17 protein-coding genes are annotated in these 21,795 nt (G+C 61.6%); 9 read left to right on the forward strand and 8 right to left on the reverse strand.

Going from position 1 to position 21,795, the window contains the following annotated elements:
• The first annotated feature begins 27 nt into the window (after nt 1–27).
• The 4 genes from GSR16_RS04015 to fabG are packed head-to-tail and all read left to right on the forward strand — an operon-like array spanning nt 28 to nt 3,192.
• Nucleotides 28–1,221, forward strand: coding sequence for a beta-ketoacyl-[acyl-carrier-protein] synthase family protein (locus GSR16_RS04015; protein WP_159875254.1), 1,194 nt, complete (start codon nt 28–30; stop codon nt 1,219–1,221).
• Nucleotides 1,218–2,012, forward strand: a complete 795-nt coding sequence (locus tag GSR16_RS04020) for a beta-ketoacyl synthase chain length factor (RefSeq protein ID WP_159875255.1) — start codon at nt 1,218–1,220, stop codon at nt 2,010–2,012. The genes GSR16_RS04015 and GSR16_RS04020 overlap by 4 nt, the downstream gene beginning before the upstream one ends.
• Entirely contained in the window at nt 2,009–2,464 is a 456-nt protein-coding gene (locus tag GSR16_RS04025; protein WP_159875256.1) for a hotdog family protein, read from the forward strand. The genes GSR16_RS04020 and GSR16_RS04025 overlap by 4 nt, the downstream gene beginning before the upstream one ends.
• A gap of 8 nt (nt 2,465–2,472) precedes the next feature.
• Nucleotides 2,473–3,192, forward strand: a complete 720-nt coding sequence (gene fabG, locus GSR16_RS04030; RefSeq protein WP_159875257.1) for a 3-oxoacyl-ACP reductase FabG — start codon at nt 2,473–2,475, stop codon at nt 3,190–3,192.
• Nucleotides 3,193–3,238: 46 nt separating this feature from the next.
• Here the strand turns inward: fabG and GSR16_RS04035 are convergent, their stop codons facing one another.
• From GSR16_RS04035 to GSR16_RS04045, 3 genes are read right to left on the reverse strand one after another with little or no spacing between them, the layout of a single operon-like run.
• Nucleotides 3,239–3,745: a 3-hydroxyacyl-ACP dehydratase FabZ family protein gene (locus GSR16_RS04035; RefSeq protein ID WP_159875258.1), complete on the reverse strand. Its 507-nt coding sequence runs from the start codon at nt 3,743–3,745 to the stop codon at nt 3,239–3,241.
• Nucleotides 3,742–4,998, reverse strand: coding sequence for a beta-ketoacyl-[acyl-carrier-protein] synthase family protein (locus GSR16_RS04040; protein ID WP_159875259.1), 1,257 nt, complete (start codon nt 4,996–4,998; stop codon nt 3,742–3,744). Before GSR16_RS04040 ends, GSR16_RS04035 begins: the two co-directional genes overlap by 4 nt.
• Nucleotides 4,999–5,277 (reverse strand): acyl carrier protein, encoded by a 279-nt coding sequence (locus GSR16_RS04045; RefSeq protein ID WP_159875260.1) that lies wholly within the window; start codon nt 5,275–5,277, stop codon nt 4,999–5,001.
• Nucleotides 5,278–5,538: 261 nt separating this feature from the next.
• Here GSR16_RS04045 and GSR16_RS04050 point away from each other — a divergent pair, with 261 nt between their 5' ends.
• The 3 genes from GSR16_RS04050 to GSR16_RS04060 all read left to right on the forward strand — a co-directional run bounded on the left by GSR16_RS04050 (nt 5,539) and on the right by GSR16_RS04060 (nt 8,133).
• Entirely contained in the window at nt 5,539–6,294 is a 756-nt protein-coding gene (locus tag GSR16_RS04050) for a lysophospholipid acyltransferase family protein (RefSeq protein ID WP_159875261.1), read from the forward strand.
• Nucleotides 6,295–6,410: 116 nt separating this feature from the next.
• A complete protein-coding gene (locus tag GSR16_RS04055) occupies nt 6,411–7,172 on the forward strand; it encodes a glycosyltransferase family 2 protein (RefSeq protein ID WP_159875262.1) in 762 nt (253 codons plus the stop codon).
• Between the two features lie 70 nt (nt 7,173–7,242).
• Nucleotides 7,243–8,133 carry a class I SAM-dependent methyltransferase gene (locus GSR16_RS04060; protein ID WP_159875263.1) on the forward strand — a complete coding sequence of 297 codons (891 nt, stop codon included), beginning with the start codon at nt 7,243–7,245 and terminating at the stop codon, nt 8,131–8,133.
• Here GSR16_RS04060 and nfsB read toward each other — a convergent pair.
• Both nfsB and GSR16_RS04070 read right to left on the reverse strand, forming a co-directional pair.
• Nucleotides 8,120–8,773: an oxygen-insensitive NAD(P)H nitroreductase gene (gene nfsB / locus GSR16_RS04065; RefSeq protein WP_159875264.1), complete on the reverse strand. Its 654-nt coding sequence runs from the start codon at nt 8,771–8,773 to the stop codon at nt 8,120–8,122. The two genes, GSR16_RS04060 and nfsB, sit on opposite strands and share 14 nt — an antisense overlap.
• A 177-nt stretch (nt 8,774–8,950) precedes the next feature.
• Entirely contained in the window at nt 8,951–12,265 is a 3,315-nt protein-coding gene (locus GSR16_RS04070; RefSeq protein WP_159875265.1) for an EAL domain-containing protein, read from the reverse strand.
• Between the two features lie 323 nt (nt 12,266–12,588).
• On the opposite strand from GSR16_RS04070, the gene GSR16_RS04075 reads away from it, so the two are divergent.
• Nucleotides 12,589–13,611, forward strand: coding sequence for an adenosine deaminase (locus tag GSR16_RS04075; protein WP_159875266.1), 1,023 nt, complete (start codon nt 12,589–12,591; stop codon nt 13,609–13,611).
• 90 nt (nt 13,612–13,701) lie between these two features.
• Here GSR16_RS04075 and GSR16_RS04080 read toward each other — a convergent pair whose 3' ends face one another.
• Entirely contained in the window at nt 13,702–13,989 is a 288-nt protein-coding gene (locus tag GSR16_RS04080) for a hypothetical protein (RefSeq protein WP_159875267.1), read from the reverse strand.
• Between the two features lie 86 nt (nt 13,990–14,075).
• Nucleotides 14,076–15,110: an NAD(P)H-dependent flavin oxidoreductase gene (locus tag GSR16_RS04085; protein WP_159875268.1), complete on the reverse strand. Its 1,035-nt coding sequence runs from the start codon at nt 15,108–15,110 to the stop codon at nt 14,076–14,078.
• A 242-nt stretch (nt 15,111–15,352) separates the two neighbouring features.
• On the opposite strand from GSR16_RS04085, the gene GSR16_RS04090 reads away from it, so the two are divergent.
• Nucleotides 15,353–18,496, forward strand: coding sequence for a putative bifunctional diguanylate cyclase/phosphodiesterase (locus tag GSR16_RS04090; RefSeq protein WP_159875269.1), 3,144 nt, complete (start codon nt 15,353–15,355; stop codon nt 18,494–18,496).
• 15 nt (nt 18,497–18,511) lie between these two features.
• On the opposite strand, the gene GSR16_RS04095 is transcribed toward GSR16_RS04090, so the two are convergent.
• The gene (locus GSR16_RS04095; RefSeq protein ID WP_159875270.1) at nt 18,512–21,718 is read right to left on the reverse strand and encodes a bifunctional diguanylate cyclase/phosphodiesterase; all 3,207 of its coding nucleotides are present in this window, start codon (nt 21,716–21,718) and stop codon (nt 18,512–18,514) included.
• Between the last annotated feature and the right edge of the window lie 77 nt (nt 21,719–21,795).

Raw genomic sequence — 21,795 nt, forward strand, 5'->3', positions numbered from 1 at the left:
CAATTCACGCTGATTATTCCGCCGTCTATGCAAGCTCTCAGACTTAGCGCCTACACCCTGACCACCGCCCTGGGCCGTGGGCAGGCCCCTCATCTTGCCGCGCTGCGCGCGCAGCGGGGTGGCATTGTCAAAAAACGCTGGGAAACGGTGGAGTTTGATGTCTGTGTCGGCGAGGTGGCCGGGCTGGATGAGGTCCGCCTGCCCGCCACGCTGGCCGACTACGATTGCCGCAACAACCGCCTGGCCCTGCTGGGGCTGCAGCAGGATGGCTTTGCCGCGCAGGTGCAGGCAGCCATTGGCTCTTATGGCACCGACCGCATCGGCGTGTTCATGGGTTCCAGCACCTCCGGCATTCTCAGCACGGAAGTGGCTTATCGCCAGCGCGATCCGCACAGTGGTGCGCTGCCGCCGGATTTGCACTATCGCGAAACCCACAATGCCTATTCGGTGGCGGACTTTGTGCGCAAGTACTTTGCTCTGTCCGGTCCGGCCATGGTGGTGTCCACCGCTTGTTCTTCCAGCGCCAAGGTGTTTGGCACGGCGCAGCGCATGCTGGCCGCCGGGCTGATCGACGCGGCCATTGTTGGCGGCGTGGACAGCCTGTGCCTGACCACCATCTATGGGTTTTCTTCGTTGCAGCTGGTGTCGTCCCAGCCCTGTCGTCCGTTTGATGCGGCCCGCGATGGCATTTCCATTGGCGAGGGCGCGGCCTATGTGTTGCTGGAGCGGGGTGATCTGGCTCGCCCCGGCGACATCATCCTGACTGGCGTGGGGGAAAGCAGCGATGCCTATCACATGTCCTCGCCACACCCGGAAGGCCGCGGCGCGCACATGGCCATGCAGCAGGCCTTGCAGATGTCCGGCCTGCAGCCGGCCGATATCGGCTACATCAATCTGCACGGGACGGCCACGCCCAGCAACGATGCGGCCGAAGGCGCGGCAGTGCTGGCGCTGTTTGGCAAAGACACGCCATGCAGCTCCACCAAGGGCCACACCGGGCATACCCTGGGTGCTGCCGGTGGCATTGAAGCCATTTTCAGTGCGCTGGCTTTGCGTGAAGGGCTGTTGCCCGGCGGTGTCGGTACCAGCCAGACCGACCCGGCCTTGCCGTGCAACTACCTGCTGCACAATGTGGAGCAGCCCTTGCAGCATGTGTTGAGTAATTCTTTTGGTTTTGGCGGCAGCAATTGCAGTCTGGTTTTTTCGCGGGTGGATGCATGAGTACAGCAATGATTTATCTGGATGGCTTGAGTGTACTGGGGCCTGGCCTGCCAGACTGGGGCACGGCAGCCGCCTGCCTGCGTGGCGAACGGCCCTTTGTCGCGGCCGAGCTTGCCTTGCCCGCAGTGCTGGCCCTGCCGGCCACCGAGCGTCGCCGTGTCGGCACGGCAGTAAAACTGGCCATGGCCACCGGCTTTGCCGCGGTGGCGGATGCCGCTGCTGATGCCGCGCAGCTGGTGAATGTGTTTTCCTCCACCGGCGGTGATTGCGACAACTGCCATAATCTGCTGGAGGTTTTGGCATCGGACGAGCGGCTGATTTCGCCCACCCGCTTTCATAACTCGGTCCACAACGCGCCGGCCGGCTACTGGGGCATTGCCACCGGCTGCACGGCGGCCTCCACCAGCCTGTGTGCCTACGACGCCACCTTTGCTGCCGCGCTGATCGAAACCGCCACCCAGGTGCTGGCCAGCGGCCAGGCCGCGGTGCTGGTTGCCTTCGATACCGCCTACCCGCAGCCGCTGTACAGCCAGCGCCCCATTCCCTATCCGATGGGGGTGGGCATGGTACTGGCACCGCAGCGCACTGCGGCCAGCAAGGCAGCATTGCAACTGGCCTTTACCCGCGATGCGGCCGATGTGATGGCCGATGCCGGGCTGGAGCAGCTGCGCCGGACAATTCCTGCCGCACGCAGCCTGCCATTGCTGCAGTTGCTGGCCAGCGGCCAGCCCGGGTGCGTGGTGCTGGAATATCTGGATGACTGCCAGCTGGCGGTGACGGTAAGCGCATGATGGACCGCCAGGCCATTGCCGCACGCATTCCTCATCAGGGCAGCATGTGTCTGCTTGATACCGTGCTGCGCTGGGACGCAGAGGAAATCCTGTGTCAGACCGGCAGCCACCTGCTGGAGAATAATCCGCTGCGTGCGGCTGGGCGGTTAGGCGTGGCCAATGCCATCGAATATGCAGCACAGGCCATGGCGGTACATGGTGCGCTGCTGGCTGGCGATGCCGCTCCGGCGGCTGCTGGTTATCTGGCCAGCGTGCGCGAAACCCGCTGGTATTGCCAGCGATTGGATGAGACCGACGCACCGCTGCTGGTGCATGCGCTGCGCCTGTCCGGCAATGACATCACCGCCATGTACCGGTTCGAGTTGCATGCCGGCGAGCGCCTGCTGGCCAGTGGTCGGCTAGGCGTGGTGCTGAATGCCGCCGCGCTGGCTCCCGCTTCCCCATCTTGCTGAGAATCCGTATGAAACGAGCCTTGATCACCGGTGGCAGTGGTGCCATCGGTGCCGCCATCAGCCAGCGACTGGCTGCTGATGGTTTTCACGTCATCATCCACGCCAATAGCAATCTGGCCGCCGCACAGGCGCTGAGTCAGCAACTGGCAGAGCAGGGTTTCAGCGCCGAGGCCGTGCAGTTTGACGTTGCCGATGCCGCCACCAGCGCTGTCGAACTGGAAAAGATCCTGGAACAAGGCCCGGTACAGGTGCTGGTGAATAATGCCGGGATTCATGACGATGCGGTGTTCCCGGGCATGCAGGCGGCGCAATGGCACCGGGTGATCGATGTGTCCCTGCACGGTTTCTTCAATGTCACCCAGCCTTTGACCATGCCGATGATTCGCACCCGCTGGGGACGCATCATCAATATCACTTCGGTGGCGGCGCTGGCCGGCAACCGGGGCCAGACCAACTATGCCGCCGCCAAGAGCGCGCTGCATGGTGCCACCAAATCGCTGGCGCTGGAGCTGGCCAGTCGTGGCATTACCGTGAATGCGGTGGCGCCGGGCATCATTGAATCAGCCATGAGCAAGGACGTGTTTGACAAGGAGATGGTGGCGCAGATGGTGCCGATGAAGCGGGTGGGCAAGCCGGATGAGGTGGCCAGCCTGGTGGCCTTCCTGGCCTCGGAGCAGGCAGCCTATATTACCGGCCAGGTGATTTCCATCAACGGCGGCATGCTGTAACAGCCTGCCGGATAGCGGGCGGCTGCACCGGCCAGGGTCTTGCTGTTTACACCGCCGTCGCCGCCGTGCCGCTGCTCAGCAACTGGGTGCGCGGGGCATAGGCCAGTGCGATTTCCAGCTTGGCCACTTCAACAGCCTCCACCTTTACCACGGCGCTTACCTGCACCAGCAAGGGCGCGACCTGACGGCACTGGATGAAGAACTCCACCGCCGACTCGGGCAGCACCGGCTGCTTGAACCAGCAATTACGTACGGCAGCCAGTACCCCGATCGAATCCTCCGGCAGGGTTTTTACATACGGGTCGCCAGCCAGCAGGCCGGCCCCGGCAAACTGTGCCATCGATTCGATCAGCATTACCCCGGGGACAATCGGCAGGCCTGGGAAGTGGCCCTGGATGATGGCATTGTCCTGCGGCCAGCGGGCGATGCCGTGAAACTGGTGCGGCCCCTCGATACACAGGGTTTCACACACGAAAATGGCACCACGGTGTGGCAGCAGCGCGGCCATGTCGGCACGCTGCAACTGCATGGGGTAGTGGTAGGGCTGGCTCATGCCGGGTACCGTTTTGCCACCAGCGAGACATTGCTGCCGCCAAAGGCAAAGGAGTTGGACATGATGGCTTGCACATCACAGCCATGGCGTGCCGTCAGCGGGATGTAGTCCAGGTCGCAGCGCGGGTCTGGCACTTCCAGCGTGGCCGTGGGGGGCAAGGAGCCGCTGCGCATCGCCATCACCGCCAGTGCAAATTCCAGAATGCCACTGGCCCCTATCAGATGGCCGTGCATGGACTTGGTGGAGCTGATGGCAAGCCGGCTTTCGTCCCTGCCGCCAAACACGGTGCGGATGGATTCGGTTTCCACCACATCGCCGGTTTCCGTGGCCGTGCCGTGGGCATTCAGGTACTGGATGTCGGCAGGCTGCAGGCCGGCATCGTCCAGCGCCTGCTGCATGGCATATACCTGCTCTGCGCTGGAAGGCGCGGTCAGATGCGCGGCATCGCTGCTGCAGCCATAGCCGCACAGCTCGCCCAGCGCTGCTTGCTGACGGGCTTCTGCCCGCGCGGCGCTTTCCAGCACGATGGCAGCGCCACCTTCACCCAGTACAAATCCACTGCGGTCTTGCGAGAAGGGTCGGCAGCTGCGGGCGGGGGCGGTTTCCTGTGGTTTGGCCATTACGCGCAGCGCATTCCATGCCAGCATGGAACCTGAGGTGAGCATGGCTTCGCAACCGACTACCACGGCAGCATCCAGATAGCCGTCGCGAATGGCGCGGAAGGCTTCGCCAATGGCAACGGCAGAGGACGCGCAGGCTACGGAGTAGGTGTTGCTGGGGCCCTTGAAACCGTAGTGCATGGAAATGGCCGCTGCCGCTGCATTGGCCATCATGCGTGGTACTGACAGCGGGTGCACCATCACCGGATTACGCTTGCCATCGCTATGCACGGCATTCTGAAAACGCTGGTACAGGGCGTCCAGGGTGTGGGCACCCCCAAAGCCGATGCCGACAAACACCCCGATGCGACGGGCCTCTGCCGGCTGTGCGGCAAGGACAGCCTGCGCAATGGCTTCGGCTGCTGCGGCCAGTGCAAACTGGCTGGCCCGGTCAAGACCGGCATATTTGCTGTCCAGCATGGGTAGCGGTTCGCCTGCGGCAGGGGCCAGCAGTATATTGGGCAGCCATTTGGCAATGTCTGCCGGTGCGGGGCTGATGGCGCAATGTCCTGCCAGCGCCTGGGCGAAGCTGGTTGGCAGGTCCGTCCCCAGCGGGCTGATGGCCCCCATGCCGGTAATCAGTACCTTGGCCAATTATTTGTCCGCCTCGAGTCGCAGGTCTGGCAGCTCGCCGCCATTGTGTTCCCGGATGGCAGCCTCGATGTCGGCCAGCATGTCGCGGAAGCTCATTTTCGGGTAGCGGGTGGGGTCGGGCAGCTGGAAACCGCAGCGGTCTTCAATTTCAAACAGCATTTCCACCATGTCCAGCGAATCCAGTCCCAACTCTGCCACCTGCAGGGCAGGGTTGGTGAACAGGGCCGGGTCTTTGCCTTTGGTATTGATCAGATAGTTTTTGATGATTTCTTCTAGCATATGCTTTCAATCCCGAGCGTTGCAGGCACCAAAATGGCGAGATTATATAGTAAAATCATTACCCCGGTTTGACTTGACTCCTTCAGTGTGCAAGCGCCTTTCAAGGCTGTTTTCATGAGGTTTGATATTGAATGCCTGTTGGAAATCAATGCGGGCCGGCGCTTGTGCCGTGATAGATTTCCGCTGTGGACATTCTGTATCAGGCTCCTGATTTGCCCGTCCTGTAATTCAAGCCCTGTCATTTGAAGGTAAAGTGGAATAATGCCGTACCGCTGTTTACGCCTGGGCCAGATCATACTGTTCTACCTGATGCTGTTGTGGCTGGGCTCCATGCTATTGCTGGGCAATATTGCCGTGCTGCCCTTGCTGCTGGCACCGCGCCGCCTGCGTGAGCCGCTGGTGCAGCTGGCCATCAGCCGCATCTGCCGTTGTTTTCTGGCCGGTGCTGCCGCCTGCAGGCTGATGCAGCTGGATCTGCGCCAGCTGGATCAACTGGATGGCCGTCGCCAGATGCTACTGATTGCCAATCATCCCAGCATGATCGACGCATTTCTGGTGTTTTCCCGCCTGCCGCATGTGGTGTGCCTGATGAAGGCCAGTATCAGCTCCAACCTGTTTCTGGGTGCCGGGGCCTACCTGGCCGGTTTTGTGTCCAATCGTCATCCTGAACATATGTTCCGTGCTGCCATCAAGGCGGTGCGTCAGGGGCGGGTGCTGATGATATTTCCGGAGGGTACCCGCACCACGCGCCAGCCGGTGAATGATATTGGCGGCTCGGTGGCATTGATTGCCAAGAAGGCTGCGGCACCATTGCAAACAATTCTGATTACAACCAATTCGCCCTATTTGAGTAAAGGGTGGAGAATATGGCGCCCGCCGCAATTTCCTCTGATATATCGGGCAATTCCGGGACAGCAATTCGAGGCATCTTCCTGTCGAGATGAAACTGCGCGCCGCATTCAGCAGTATTTTGAATCCAGCCTGCAGCAATCAATTGATCCCGAGCTGCATTTGTAATGATTTTCCGGCCTGGCTGCCAGTGGTTGACCATGCGGCTTGCCATCGGCTAATGTCCTGCCGGATTAACCCTATATGACTTGTCCCCCAGGGCAGGCACTGTCCCGCGATTTGCCATGACGACATCTTCTTCCACCCATGTGGTGCTGATTCCCAGTTACAACCCCGGCCCCAAGGTATATGACACTGTGCGTGCTGCGCGTCAGCAGTGGTCTCCGGTATGGGTGATCGTGGACGGCAGCGACGATGGCTCGGCAGAAGGCTTGCAGCAGATGGCAGCCACTGACGCTGGCCTGCAGGTATTCGTGCTGCCGTACAACAGTGGCAAGGGTGCCGCTGTGCTGCACGGGCTGGATCAGGCCAGCCGCCTGGGTTTTAGCCATGTGCTGTGCATGGATTCGGATGGCCAGCATCCGGCGGCGCAGATTCCCGCCTTCATGGCGGCCTCGCAGCAGCAGCCGCAGGCCATGGTACTGGGCTTGCCGGTGTTCGATGCCAGCGCGCCCAGCCTGCGGGTAAAGGGCCGCAAGATTTCCAACTGGTGGGCCAATCTGGAAACCCTGTGGATGGGCATTGGCGATTCGCTGTTCGGCTTCCGGGTGTATCCGGTGGAGCCACTGCGCCGCATCATGCAGCGCCAGCACTGGATGCGGCGCTTCGACTTCGACCCCGAAGCCGTGGTGCGGCTGTGCTGGGCAGGTGTGCAGCCGGTGAATGTGCCGTCGCTGGTGAAATACTTCCAGGCCGACGAGGGCGGCGTATCACACTTCAATTACTGGCGTGACAACCGCCTGCTTACCTGGATGCATATCCGGCTGATGTTCGGCTTTGCCCTGCGCCTGCCGCTGCTGCTGTTGCGAAAGCTGCGCCGTGGCTGAGGCTGGCATGCTGACTGCCGGTCTGGGGATGGATGGTCCGGGCGTGGATTGCAGGAAACCGGGCTGAACCATGTCCGCATCCCTGATGATGACCCATCTGCTGCTGGAGCAGCTGCGGCGCAATCCCCTGCCGCGCATCCCTGAGCCCGCTGCGGTGATGGCGGATGCCGAGCAGGTATCTGCCTTCATGGATAGTGGCCGCCGCGATGGCGTGCTGCATTACATCTACCTGTTTCATGCCCTGATGTCCTTGCCGCAAATCCGGCCCGGCGATGTGGTGCTGGACTTGGCCTGTGGCCCGGCCAACCAGTTGCTGCAGATGGCCCGTCTACACCCGGACAGCCGCTTTGTCGGTCTGGATGCTTCGCCGGCCATGTTGCAACTGGCTGCAGACAACCTGCGCGCGGCCGGGGTGAGCAATGTCAGCCTGCAACAGGGGGATATTACCGTGCTGGACGGTTTTGCCGACTGTGCGGTGGATGTGGCGCTGTGTACCATGTCGCTGCATCACCTGCCCGATGTCAGCACGCTGCAGCAAACGCTGGGTCAGGTGCGGCGCATTCTGCAGCCCGATGGCGGGGTGTATCTGGCGGATTTTGGCCGGCTCAAGCGCCGGGCCACCCAGCATTACTTTGCCCATGACCGCAGCGAGATGCAGTCGGTGCAGTTTACCGCCGACTTTCTCAATTCTATGCAGGCGGCCTTCAGCCTGGCCGAGCTGCAGCAGGCGGCACACGCGCTGGGCATGACGCTGGACAGCTACCACACCGCGCTGGCTCCCTTCATGGTGGTATTGCGCGGGCCGGCACGTCGTGAAATCGATGCTGGCGTGCGGCAGCGCGCACTGGCTGCTTACCGGCAGCTGGGCCGGGGCGAGCAGCGCGACCTGCACAATCTGCTGCGCTGGTTCCGCCCCGGTGGCCTGAGTTTGCCGGCAGGCTTGCTGCTTACAAACGGGTGATGACGCTGTCGGCCGGCAGGCGCGATTTGGGCAGCTTGGCGTTGAAGTCGCTGTCGCTGCGATAACCCAGCGCCACGATGACGGCGCTGGTATAGCCCATGGCGCGCAGGCCCAGCTCTTCATCCAGTACTTTCTGGTCGAAACCTTCGATCGGGCAGGCATCAATCTGCATGGCTGCCGCCCCCAGCAACAGCGTGCCTACCGCCAGGTACACCTGCTTTTCCATCCAGTGGTGGGCATCACGCAATTCAAAACGATGCATGTTGACGAAGTGCGAGCGGCCACGATGCTGCCCGGCGCGTGCTTCCTCATTGGCAAAGCGCCCGTCTGCCGCTTCCTGTTGCAGCAGCGTTTCCAGATGCTTGTCATCGATGCTGGCGCGGCTGCAGAACACCACCACATGCGAGGCATTCAGCACCTTGGCTTCATTGAAGGCATAGCCGCCACTGGTGGCTTTGGCGATACGGGCCTTGCCTTCGGCGCTGCCCGCCACAAAAAAGTGCCAGGGCTGGGAGTTGGTGGAGGAGGGGCTGAAGCGCAGCAGGGTTTCAATCTGGGCTAGCTGATCGGCACTTAGTTGGCGGCTGGGGTCGAAAGCCTTGGTGGTGTAACGGGTTTGGACCAGGTCGGCAATATTCATGGCGGTTTCCTTGGGAGTCAGGGATGGAATGCCGCTCATTATTGCTGAAGGTCTGTTGCCGTATAAGGTTGGCAGTCAGAAAGCAGTTTCTGTTTTATTTTGAAAATACTGGTAGATCTATGTGTATTCTCGCCTGTAAGTGGTGAATGTTGCTTGATCTGGTCTGCAGGCAGTGGTTCAGCTTTCCAGCAGCATCTGTTCCACCAGCCAGTCGGTCAGCCGCTGGCTGGCTGCGGCATGGTCGGCCTGCTGATGGCAGGCGGCGTGCCATTGCAGGGCATTGACACTGGCTGCGGGCTGACGCAGCAAAAAATGCTGTAGCGGGCAATGTTCCAGTGCCTGTTTGCTGTGTGCGTGCGAGGGTTGGGTATACAGCCAGTGCTGTGCCAGCGCCCCCAGATAGCTGGTGATGGCTCCGTCAGCCGGCGGCAGCTGGAACTGCTGCTGCCAGCGGATGAAGTCCTGTTGCGCCATGGGGCGGGCCAGGCTGTAGCCCTGGCCCAGGGTTGCGCCCAGGATGCAGGCGGCTTCCTGCATGCCGCGATCTTCCAGGCCTTCCACCACCACCTGGCGTTCCAGATCCTGCCCCAGCTGCAGGATGGCGCGGATCAGTGCCAGGCTGGTCAGCGGTGTCTTGCGCAGGTTCAGCGTCAGGCTCTGGTCGATCTTGATGGTGTCAAACGGCAGTGTGCTCAGCCGTTGCAGGCTGCTGTAGCCCGAGCCCAGATCGTCCATCGCCAGCTTGATGCCGGTATGGCGCAAGCGTTCGATGGCGCGGTCCTGGGCTTGCGGCGCAATGTCTTCGGTTTCCAGCAACTCCAGGCTGAGCCGGTGGGGGGCCACGCCGTGGTGGACCAGCGCATCAGCCACCCATTGCGGACAGTCTTCATCCTGCAGCGTGCTGGGGGCGATATTGAGCGAAATGTCGATCTGCAGGCCATGCTGGTCCAGTTCGGCCAGCTGGCTCAGCGCCTTGTCCAGGCCAAGGCGGAACAGGTGATCCAGGTCGGCATCGCCCAGCAGGGGCAGGAAGACACCGGGGCTGACAATGCTGCCATCGGCCTGGATCAGCCGGGCCAGCGCTTCTACCTTGACCACCTTGCCGCTCTTGAGATCGACCAGCGGTTGCAGATACATGGTGAGGCCGCCGGCAAACAAGCGCTCGCGCAGGGCAATGGCCAGGTTTTGCTGGATGGCGGCTGCCGGTTTGGTGCTGGCCGCCAGCATCAGCTCCCAGCGGTGCTGCTGTCCTTGGGCAAATTGCTGCATGCTGGCTGATTCGAACTGATTGGGATAGGCACCGAACAGGCTGATGACCGCCACGGTCAGTCCTTCCGGATTGCGTACCGGGATGCTCATGGCGGCGCGGATATGCACGGCCCCGGCTTGCTGATGCCAGGTGGCGTAGCGCTGGTCCTGGCCGTAGGAGGCGGTGCTGCAGATGCGCCCGCTGCGCCAGGCCACGGCAGTCAGTCCCTGGCCGCGTGCGGATGCCGGGTCGACCACCGCTTCGGAGCCTGGCAGCTGCAGGCGGTTTGCCACCAGCTCGCCCAGTGGGCCACGGCTGTTTTCCGGTACGAACACGCCGTTGGACATCAGCCGCATCAGCAACACCGCCTGCATGCCGGGCAGTTTGCCCAGCTGTTCCAGCTCGCTGCTGACGGCATCGGCCCACAGGGTGCCATGGTGGGGCATGGGCAGGGATACGCTTTCCAGATACTGGCTTTGCACTTGGGCCCCGGCTTCCAGTTGGGCATGCAGCTGATCCTGCAGACGTCTATCCACGATTTCCAGCAGGCAGTAGCGCTGGCGGATGGGTAGCAGGGCAAGGTTAAGCTGTTCGCTGAAAGTGCGACGGAACAATTCCACACTTTGTACCAGCATCACCGGCGTGACACCGACCAGGCTGTGAATGTAGCCCAACTGGTGGCTGTGCTGGTTGATCTGCTCGGCCTGCATGTCAGGCGACAGGATCTGCAGCAGAAACTGGCGGTGCTGGTGTTCCAGCCTTTCCTGTTCTACCAGACCCAGGCTGGCCAGAATGGCCAGCTCTGCCCGTTCCGGATGCTCCTGGCCGTAAAAGCGCTGGATATAGGTGTCGGTTGCCGTCTGGATCAGGCGGCCGGATTTGCGCAGCAGGCGGGTGGCTTCGTCCCCGTATACCTCGAAATGGCTGCTTTCTTCCTGTGGGTAGCCGGCTTCTTCAGACACCATGCGCCACCAGCGCCGACGGCCTGATTTGTTCTGCTTGGCCTGGTACATGGCGGCATCGGCCTGGCGCATCAGTGCATCCGGTTCGATACCATCGTGCGGAAACAGCGACAGCCCCACGGTCATGCCGACTTCTGCTTCGATGCCATTTCCCAGCCGGAACGGCGACTCCACTGCCTGGTGCAGGCGCTTGAGCGCGGCTTCCAGTTGCGGCAGGGCGTCTTCTTCCGGCAGGTCTTCCATCACTACCACGAACTCATCCCCACCCAGCCGGGCAACAAAATCGGTCTGGCGCAGCAGGCATTGCAGCCGCAGTGCCAGTTCCTGCAGCAAGAGGTCGCCAGCCTGGTGTCCCCAGGTATCGTTGACCGGCTTGAAGTCGTCCAGATCTATCATGCAGACCGCTACCAGCTTATCCCGGCGCTGGGCACGCGCTAGCGCCGCAGCCAGATGGCTGGTGAGCGAAAAACGGTTGGGCAGGCTGGTAAGCCAGTCGTGATGGGCGGCGTTGACGATCAGCGCTTCGCTGTTCTTGCGTTCGGTAATGTCCTGATTGGTGCCGATGGCGCGCAGGGCAGTACCCTGTTGATTGCGGGTTACCACCTTGCCGGTACAGCGTATCCATACCCAGGCTCCCACCGCGTTGCGGTAGCGGAATTCTTCCTGAAAGCGTGCCTGCTTGCCGCTTAGCACCGCCATGCTGGCCTGGTAGACGCGCTGGTAGTCGTCCGGATGTACGGCGTCCAGCATGCTGGTAGCCCGGATTTGCTGGGCGGTGGCCGGATAGCCCAGCATGCGCGCCCAGCGTGCGTCCACGCTGGCGCTATCCTGCAGGATGTCCATATCCCATAGCGACAGCTGTGAGGCGTCCAGTGCCAGTGACAATTGCTCGTTGGCCTGTTGCAGTGCCAGTTCGGTAGCCTTGCGGTCGGCAATGTCGGTGTAGGACAGCACATAGCCTTCGGTTTTCCCTGCCGTATTGCACAGGGCGCTGCAATGCAGCATGGCGGTAATGCTGCGCCCGTCACGGGCAATGCGGCGCACTTCACCCTGGAAGGGGCGGTCTGGCCTGATGTCGCCGGCGATGTCCTGATGACAGACACCATCGCTGGCATCCAGTGGAATGATCAGCTTGATGGATTGCCCCACCAGTTCGTGCAAGGGGTAAGCGAACAGGTTGCAGAAGGCCGGATTGGCATAGGCGATGCAACTCTCGGCATCGAGAATGGCAAAGGCTTGCGACGTCTGCTGCAGAGCCTGCTGGAAGTTGGGCACGTTCATGATGAGTTCCTGCCGCCGCGCACATGGCCTGTGGCTGAGGGCAAGTTTCTGTGGCGGCCTCTGGCCTGGTTCTGGGGTGCTGCCTGCTGATTTTACCCCAAACCAGGATGGCTCCAGCGTGCATTCGGCAGCAAAGCTGCGGTAAAGCCGTGGATATTTGTCCGTACACGGGATGCCGCCGCGCATTTTGCTGCCATATCGTCGCTAAATGGTGACAAACGGGGCTTCTGCCCATGCCCGGCAATGGTTATCATGCTGCTTTTGCTCGATATGAAGCGACAGGCCCTGCCTGCCGTCTGACCGGGCTCCCGCCAGGAAATACCATGAGTCAAGCCCATGCTGCGCTGATTGCCGCCTTGCCCAAAGCCGAGCTGCACCTGCATATCGAAGGAAGCCTGGAGCCGGAAATGATGTTCCGGCTGGCCGAGCGCAATAGCATCAGCCTGCCCTATCCCACGGTGGAAGCGGTGCGTGCCGCTTATGCTTTCGATAATCTGCAATCCTTCCTCGACCTCTACTACGCCGGTGCCGGCGTGTTGCAGACCGAGCAGGACTTTTACGATCTGACCTGGGCCTACTTGCTGCGCTGTCGAGACGACAAGGTAGTGCACACCGAGATTTTCTTTGATCCGCAAACCCATACCGAGCGCGGCATTGCCTTTGGCACGGCATACCAGGGTATCCGCCGGGCGCTGGACCAGGCACAGGCTCAGCTGGGCATCAGCTCACGGCTGATCATGTCCTTTTTGCGCCACCTGAGCGAAGAAGACGGTTTTACCGTGCTGGAGCAGGCGCGTCCCTATCTGGCCGGTATTGACGGTTTCGGTCTGGATTCCAGCGAGGTGGGCCATCCGCCGGCCAAGTTTGCCCGCCTGTTTGCCGCCTGTCATCAACTGGGCCTGCCCTGCGTGGCCCATGCCGGCGAGGAAGGCCCGCCGGCCTATGTCTGGGAGGCGCTGGACCTGCTCAAGGTATGCCGCATCGACCACGGGGTGCGGGCGCTGGAAGATGCCGCCCTGGTGGCACGACTGGTGGCCAGCCGCATGCCGCTGACGGTATGCCCGTATTCCAATATCAAGCTGTGCGTGTTCGACCAACTGAAAGATCACAATCTGCGCCAGCTGCTGCAGGCGGGTTTGTGTGCCACGGTGAACTCGGATGACCCGGCCTATTTTGGTGGTTATGTGCAGGAAAACTATCTGGGCTGCGCGCGGGAACTGGGCCTGAGCAAGGCCGAGATCGTCCAGCTGTGCCAGAACGGCTTTGAAGCCAGCTGGCTGGCCCCGGAGGAAAAGGCGCACTGGCTGGCAGAGTGCACCCGCATTGCCGCCGGTTTTGCCGACTGAGACAGATCTTGTGCCAGCCATGCGCCATGCTTGTGGATGGTGCGGCAGCATAAAAAGCCCCGGACTGCGGGGCTTTTTGCTTTGGTATTTTTACTGTTGTGGCGGCGGCTGATCTGGCCGGGCCGCCAGCTTGCCGTGAAAATCAACGCAGCGCGCCGGGATACTTTGACCATGCAGCTGGATCACCACCTTGTCACCCGGATGCTTGCCGCCACAGGCAGCAAAGGCTTCCGGTGGCGGCTGATGGCCCTCGTGCGGCTGGCCTTGTGGTGGCGGCATATCGCCGTCGGCAGGTGGTGGCGGGCGGTCATCGGCACTGGCGATACCCGCCAGCAGTAGCCCGCACAGCAGCAGGGCAGGGTAATGGATGCGTGGCATCGGTCGGGACTCCGGAGAATGGTTACAGGACAAGACTAGCAAGCCTTGGCCTGGGTATTGCCGGGGTTTACCGCGTTTTGCAGTGGCTATGCCTGCCCGGCCAGCTGACGTGTCAGCTGTGCTGCCGGAATGGCATGGCAGCCGCTGGCGTTCTGGCCGCACCACAGCGGGCTGAAATCATCGCGGCCTTGTGCTTCTGCCGCAGCACGCAAGGGGGCGAGTGCTGCCGATGCCAGCGGAAAGGCGGGAGCTGCCGGATGGCGCGGTCCCAGCTCACGCATCAGCCGGTTGACGATGCCGCGTGCCGGTCTGCCGCTGTACAGCGTGGTGAGCGCTGTATGTGCCGCGCGCAACCCGGCCAGTGCCGTCCGGTGCAGCGGGCTGGTATCGGCCTCATCGCATAGCAGATAGGCCGTTCCCACCTGTACCCCGGCTGCGCCCAAGCGCATGGCGGCGGCAATCCCGGCGGCATCGGCAATGCCACCGGCGGCAATCACCGGCAGTGTTACTGCGGCCACCACTTGCGGTAGAAGGGCAAAGCTGCCCAGTTGGGTGTCCAGATCAAGATCAAGAAACATGCCGCGATGTCCGCCGGCCTCCAGCCCCTGCGCGATGATGGCATCGGCTCCATTGGCTGCCAGCCAGCGCGCCTCGGCCACGGTGGTGGCGGAGGACAGCACCTTGCAGCCGGCAGCCTTCACCTGCTGCAGCAGGGCGGGGGCGGGCAGGCCGAAGTGGAAGCTGACTACTGCCGGGCGGTAGTGGCTGACCAGATCGGCCATTTCCTGATTGAAGGGCAGGCGTTGCACACCACCTGCCGCGACGGCGGCGATGCCTTCCTGCTGGTAATAGGGCTGCAGCAGCGTCTGCCAGCCGGCCAGGCGGGCCGGGTCGTCTGCTGGCGGCTGATGGCAGAAGAAGTTGAGGTTATAAGGTTTCTTGCCCAGTACTTGCAGCGCTTGCAACTCGGCTTGCAACTGCGTACTGGACAGCATGGCGGCGGGTAGTGATCCCAGTGCGCCGGCTTCGCTCACGGCAATGGCGAGCCGGCTGCCCTGCACGCCGGCCATCGGGGCCTGAATGATGGGGAAGGGGATGTCCAGCCATTGCGTCAGCGTCATGTCCAGTCCTTGTGATGTCGGGATGAAGCAGCAGCATAGGCCAGTTCCAGCCTGCTGAACATGTTGTTGGCAGCGCTGGCCGGGGTGGTCGTATTGTGTAGCGTTGCCGCTACCTATGCGTATTTTGATGATGAATTGTCTGATTCTGACTGTGAAATCACTGTTTTTGCGCCATAATCAGGCAGCCATGCCCGTCCCGCTCGCTATCAGGGCAAATACGATAATAAAGGGCTGATAAAGCCATGCTGACCGTCAAGAGCAAACTGCTGCTGCTCTCCCGTTATTACTGGCTGATCCTGCTGGTGTTCATTGCCGTTGTTGTCAGCTTCGTGCTGTATGTCCGGGCGGAGAAGGCCATTGACCGGGCCAACGAGGCCCGGCATGCATCGATTTTGCTGGCAGGCGAGTTGCGGCAGTCCAGCGACGATCTCACCCGCATGGTGCGCACCTATGTGGTGACGGGCAATCCGCTCTATCAGCAGCATTACCGCGAAATCCTGGCTATCCGCGATGGCAAGGCTCCCCGACCAGTCGATTACCAGAGCAGCTACTGGGACCTGGTATTGGACGACGATAGACGACCACAGCTTTCCGCCCCGGCCCCCTCCTTGCTGCAACGCATGCGTGATGCTGGTTTTACCGCGGCTGAAATGGCCATGCTGGCCACTGCCAAGGCCAATTCCGATGCCCTGACCCGTACCGAGTGGGCGGCCATGCGGCTGGTGGCAGCCAATCCGCCTTTTGGCTCACCGCCACGGCAGCAAGCAATCCTGATGTTGCACGATGCCGCTTATCACCGTGCCAAGGCCGGTATCATGCAGCCGATTGCCCTTTTCAATCACATATCCGCGCAGCGCACGGCACAGGCGGTACATGATGCCGAGCGCTATGCCCTGCAACTGCGCTGCCTGTTCATTGCCCTTGTCCTGTTGCTGATTCCGCTGTTGTGGGGTTTGCGGCGCAATCTGTATGGCATTCTCGGTGCCACGGTGAGCGAGCTGCATGCCAGCCTTGTCCGGTTGGGCAGCGGTGACTTTTCGCCCCCGGCATCCTTGTCGGCCTCCGCCGGTAACAGCATCATGGGCTGGCTGGCCGAGACCTGGCGCAAGCTGCAGCGGCTGGATGCAGAACGCCAGCTGGCGGATGCGCGCAACCAGCGCCTGACCGGGCTTTACAATGCCCTGAGCCAGTGCAACCAAGCCATTGTCCGCAGCCGTGACGAGCGCGAGCTGTTCGAGCAGATCTGCCAGGCGGCGGTCATCCATGGTGGCATGAAGATGGTATGGGTCGGGCTGCTGGATGAGGAAGCCAGACATATCCGGCCGCTGTGTGCGTTTGGCAACGGCACGGAATACCTGTCCGACCTGCCGCTGGCGACTGACGAGGACAATCCGCTCAGCCACGGTCCCACCGGACGGGCTGTGCTGACCGGCATGGTGCAGTGGTGTCAGGACTTCCGTCACGATCCCACCACCGCCCCCTGGCATGCCCGCGCCGAACAATATGGCTGGGGTTCCTCGGCTTCACTGCCTTTGCAGCGTGAGGGACGCATTATCGGTGCGCTGACCTTGTACAGTGCGGAAGCACATGCTTTCGATCTGGCCGCGCGCAAGCTGATCGAAGAAATGGTGATGGACGTGGATTATGCGCTGGACAGCTTCCAGCGCGAGCAAGCCCGGCAGCAAGCCAGTTCTGCCTTGCAGCAGAGTGAGCAGCGCCTGCGCACCATTATTGAAACCGAGCCGGAATGCATCAAGGTGGTGGGTCGGGACGGCCAGCTGCTGGAGATGAACCATGCCGGCATGAACATGCTGGAAGTGGACAACCTGCAGCAGGTGCAGCAGCTGGGCTTGTTGCACTTCATCCGTCCGGAATACCACGCAGCCTTTAAACAGCTGCACCGGGATGTCATGGATGGCCAGAGCCGGACCCTGGAGTTTGAAATCACCGGCCTGCATGGCAGCCGGCGCTGGCTGGAAACCCATGCGGCCCCGATGCGGGCAGAGGACGGCAACATCAGCATGCAGCTGGCCATTACCCGCGACATCACCCAGCGCAAGCAGAACGAGCAGCACATCCGTTACCTGGCCCATTACGATGTACTGACCGGCCTGCCCAATCGCGTGATGCTGGAAGAACAGAGCCAGCAGGCGCTGCAGCAACTTGCCAGCAAGCAGGCCGCATTGGCGCTGATGTTTCTCGATCTGGATCACTTCAAGGACATCAACGACTCGTTGGGCCACAGCGTGGGCGATGCCCTGCTGGTGCGGCTGGCGGCACGGCTGCGTGTGGTGATGCCCGAAGGCGCGCTGATATCCCGACTGGGTGGGGACGAGTTCATCCTGCTGCTGCCTGATGCCGGTGCCGCCGAGGCCGAACAGCTGGCACGCAAGCTGCTGGAAGATATTGCCCGTCCCTGCCGGGTGGATCCTTACGATCTGAACGTGTCGGCCTCCATTGGCATTGCAATATATCCCGATGATGGCCAGGACCTGGAAACCCTGTCACGCCGCGCCGACGCCGCCATGTATCTGGCCAAGAAGGCCGGCCGCAGCTGCTACCGTTTCTACACTGCGGCCATTCAGGAAAAAGCCACGCGCCACCTGTTGCTGGTGAATGCGTTGCGCATGGCACTGGAACAGCAGCAATTCAGCATCCACTACCAGCCGCAGCTGGCGATGGAGGATGGCCGCCTGCTTGGTGCCGAGGCACTGCTGCGCTGGACTCACCCCGAACTGGGCAGCATTTCCCCGGGTGAGTTCATTCCGGTCGCTGAGGACTGCGGGCTGATCCTGCCATTGGGCGAGTGGGTATTGCGTCAGGCGGTACGCCAGGCAAGGCAGTGGCGTGATCAGGGATTGGAACTGGTGATGGCGGTCAACCTGTCGGCAGTGCAATTCCGTCAGACCGATCTGCCGACGCTGGTGGCACGTATTCTGCAGGAAGAAGGCTTGCCGGCCAGTTGCCTGGAACTGGAGCTGACCGAAGGCGTGGCCATGTACGACCCACAACAGGCCATCGCCGTGATGAATGCCTTGTATGAACAGGGCATACGCATGTCTATCGATGATTTTGGCACCGGATATTCTTCGCTCAACCTGCTCAAGCAGTTCCGGGTGTACAAACTGAAAATCGACCAGTCCTTTGTGCGCGATATCGTTACCGATCCGGAAGACCGCGCCCTGGTGGCCGCCATCATCCACATGGCAGACAGCCTGGGCCTGCTTACCATTGCCGAAGGCGTGGAAACTGCAGAACAGCTGGAGTTGCTGCGTACGCATGGCTGCAAGGAACTGCAAGGCTATCTGTTCAGCCGTCCGCTGCCGGCTGCCGAATTCAGCCGTTATGCGCGTTTACACCAGGCTGCCGAGCCGATAACCGGCTGACATCTGCAGCATGGCTCAGCCATCTGCCGCACTGGCTTGGGCAGCATAAGGCTGTGATTGCGCCAGCCAGCCAGGCAACTGACTGGCCGGCATTGCCTTGCTGAACAGGTAGCCCTGCACGGCCAGACAACCTTGCGCCACCATGAAGTCGTATTGACCGCTGGTTTCCACCCCTTCGGCAATTACTGCCAGGCCCAGGCTTTGTCCCAGGGCGATCACCGCCTTGCAGATGGCGGCATCATTGCTGTTCTCCAGTACATCCCGTACAAAGCTGCGGTCTATCTTCACCTGGTCCAGCGGCAGTTGCTTGAGGTAGGACAGTGATGAGTAGCCGGTGCCAAAGTCGTCCAGGGCAAAGCTGATGCCCAGCGCGCGCAGGCTGTCCATTTTGCAGGCCGCATCGTTCAGCTTCATCAGCAGCAGGCTTTCGGTGATTTCCAGTTTCAGCAGTGCCGGGTTGGCACCGCTTTCCCGCAACAAACGGCTGACCCGGGCGACAAAGTCGGTTTGGTGGAACTGGCGGGCGCTGACATTCACGGCAATGCTCAGTTGCGCGGTGGCCGGGTGGTGCGCCCACTCGGCCAGCTGGATACAGGCTTGTTGCAGCACCCAGTGGTCGATGGCGAGAATCAGGTTGCTCTGTTCTGCCAGTGCGATGAAGGCCCCTGGCAGCATCAGCCCGTGTTGCGGGCTATGCCAGCGCAGCAGGGCCTCCACGCTGCGGCAGGGCTGGGCATGGTGGATTTGCGGCTGGTAGTACAGGCTGAATTCACCTTGTTCCAGCGCTTGGTGCAGCTCGGTCTCCAGCCGGGTGCGGGCGTTGATTTCCGCCTGCATCACCGGGTCGAAGAAACGCAGGGTATTACGCCCGGCCGACTTGGCCTGGTACATCGCCAGATCAGCCTGCTTGAGAATGTCCTCGCTGCTGCCGTTTTCGTCGGCAAACAGGGCAATGCCCAGGCTGGAGCTGCCACGATAGTCGTGGCCACACAGCTGGTAGGGCTGGTGTAGTGCAGCCAGAATCTTGCGGCCTACGGTTTCAGCCTCGCGCATGGCCTGATCGCGCTGTGTTCCCAGGTTTTCCAGCATGACGATGAACTCATCCCCGCCCAGCCGGGCGACGGTATCGCCGGTACGCAGGCAGCGCAGCAGGCGGCTGGCAACTTCCTGCAGCAGGATGTCGCCGATATCGTGGCCCATGGTGTCGTTCAGCGACTTGAAATTGTCCAGGTCCAGGAATAGCAGTGCACCGTATTCCTGCTGGCGGCGGGCGGCATCCAGCGCATGTTGCAACCGGTCTTGCAGCAGGCGGCGGTTGGGCAGGTGGGTGAGGGCATCGTAGAAGGCCAGGGTCTGGATTTCATCGGCAGCGGCCTTGCGCTCGGTAATGTCCTGGAAAATAGCCACGTAATGGCTGGTTTGCCCGGCGCTGTCCCTGACTGCGGTGATGGTGAGCCATTCCGGAAATACTTCACCGTTGCGGCGTGCATTCCAGATTTCCCCCTGCCAGGCACCCTTGTCCAGCAGGGATTGCCACAGTTGCTGATAAAAGGCGGCCGGATGGCGATGCGAACTGAGCACGGCAGGGGTCTTGCCCACCACATCCGCGCTGTCATAGCCGGTGATCTGGCAGAACGAGGGATTGACCCGCAGGATGATGCCGCCCGGATCGGTCACCATGATGCCTTCCTGGGTGAGAAAGGTGGTGGCGGCAATGCGCAGCTCCGCCTCCATGCGCTTATGGCGGCTGATATCGGCGATAAAACCGTACCACAGCACATCGTGACCATCCTGTTCCGGCATGGCATCCACCAGCAGCCATTTGATCTGGCCATCCGGCAGGCAGATGCGATATTCGGTACGCCATTGGGTCAGCGTGGCCGCCGAGTGCTGCAGGGCATCAAAAAAGCTGTCGCGGTCCTCGGGGTGAACCAGTTCGCGGATGGCATCGGCACTTTGGCTGACAGCTTCAGGCCGAATGCCGTAAATGTCGTAAAACGCTTCGCTGGCAAAGGGAAAGCAACCGTGGCCATCGGCAAATAGCCGGTACTGGAAAACCACGCCGGGAATCTGCGACACGATCTTGCGCAGCAGCTGGTTGGCGGCATGTTCGGCTGCTTTGTCTTCTTCGCGCTGGATGCGCTCGAGCAGACCGTTGAAGGACGCCGCCAGCAGGCCGACTTCATCGGCCCGGCTTACCGGCAAGGCTTGTCTGGGCAATTCGCCATCGCCCATGCGCGTCAGCAACTGGGTAGCTTCGCTGAGTGGCAGTAATTGACGGCGCAGCCACCACCAGCTCAGGCCACCAGCCAGCAGCGTTAGCAGCAAGGCCAGGCCAAACAGCTGGCGCTGCAGGGTGCGAATGGGGGCAAAGGCTTCTTCTGCCGGTAGTACCGACTGCATCAGCCAGCCGGTGGACTTGATCTGTACGCTGGAGGACAGCTCCAGTACCCCGCGTGAACTCATGGCCACACCAGAGCCTTCTTCGCCATTGATATAGCGGTCGTATACCGGGTTGACGCCAGGCGGTGGGCCGGGATTGAGCAGGCGCTGCTTGTCCGACGACATGATGTAGCGGCGGCTTTGCGGCGAGGTGATGAAAAAGCTGCCAGTGACACCATATCTGGCCGAGCTGATGTCATCCAGGAAATTGGGCTGTGCCAGATTGGTCACGCCCATGATCATGCCCACCATTTCGCCTTTGTCATCCAGCAGCGGTTCCAGCATGGAAATCACCGGCTTGCCGGTGTGCAGCCCTTGCATGGGCTCGGTGATATGGCGCCCACCTTGCCGCATGGCTTGTTGGAAGAATGCGCGGTCAGCATAGGAACGACCATTGCGGCCCAGGCTCTCGGGTATGCTGGCTTTCACCATACCGTTTTTGTCCAGCACCATCACGCCCCAGTTGAACATCATCAGCAAAATGGGGCGGCGCAACAGTTCGGGCTGGATGGCTGCGGTGCTTAGCGGTTTGTTCTTGAACTGCTCGGTGAGAGACTGCAGCGCCAGTACGCGCTCCCTGACCGAGCGGTCCACTTCGCGTGCGGCCAGTGACACGGTGGAAAACTGCTGGGCCGAGATGGTGGCTTCCATCTGCTGGCGCAGACTGTGGCTGATCAGCAAGGTGGCCAGCCATAGGGTGACGACCAGTGCCAGCAGCATGCCAAGGGTAATGCGGGTGCGCAGGGAGCTCCTGCCATATGGGGGAAGTTGCGTGCTCATGATTCCGGTTGCTGCCTGCGGGTGATGCTTGTTGTCAGCATAGCGGAGGCCATGCGCGCTGTGTGTCCTCTTGTCAG

It is taken from the genome of Aquitalea denitrificans (assembly GCF_009856625.1).
Taxonomy (GTDB): Bacteria; Pseudomonadota; Gammaproteobacteria; order Burkholderiales; family Chromobacteriaceae; genus Aquitalea; species Aquitalea denitrificans.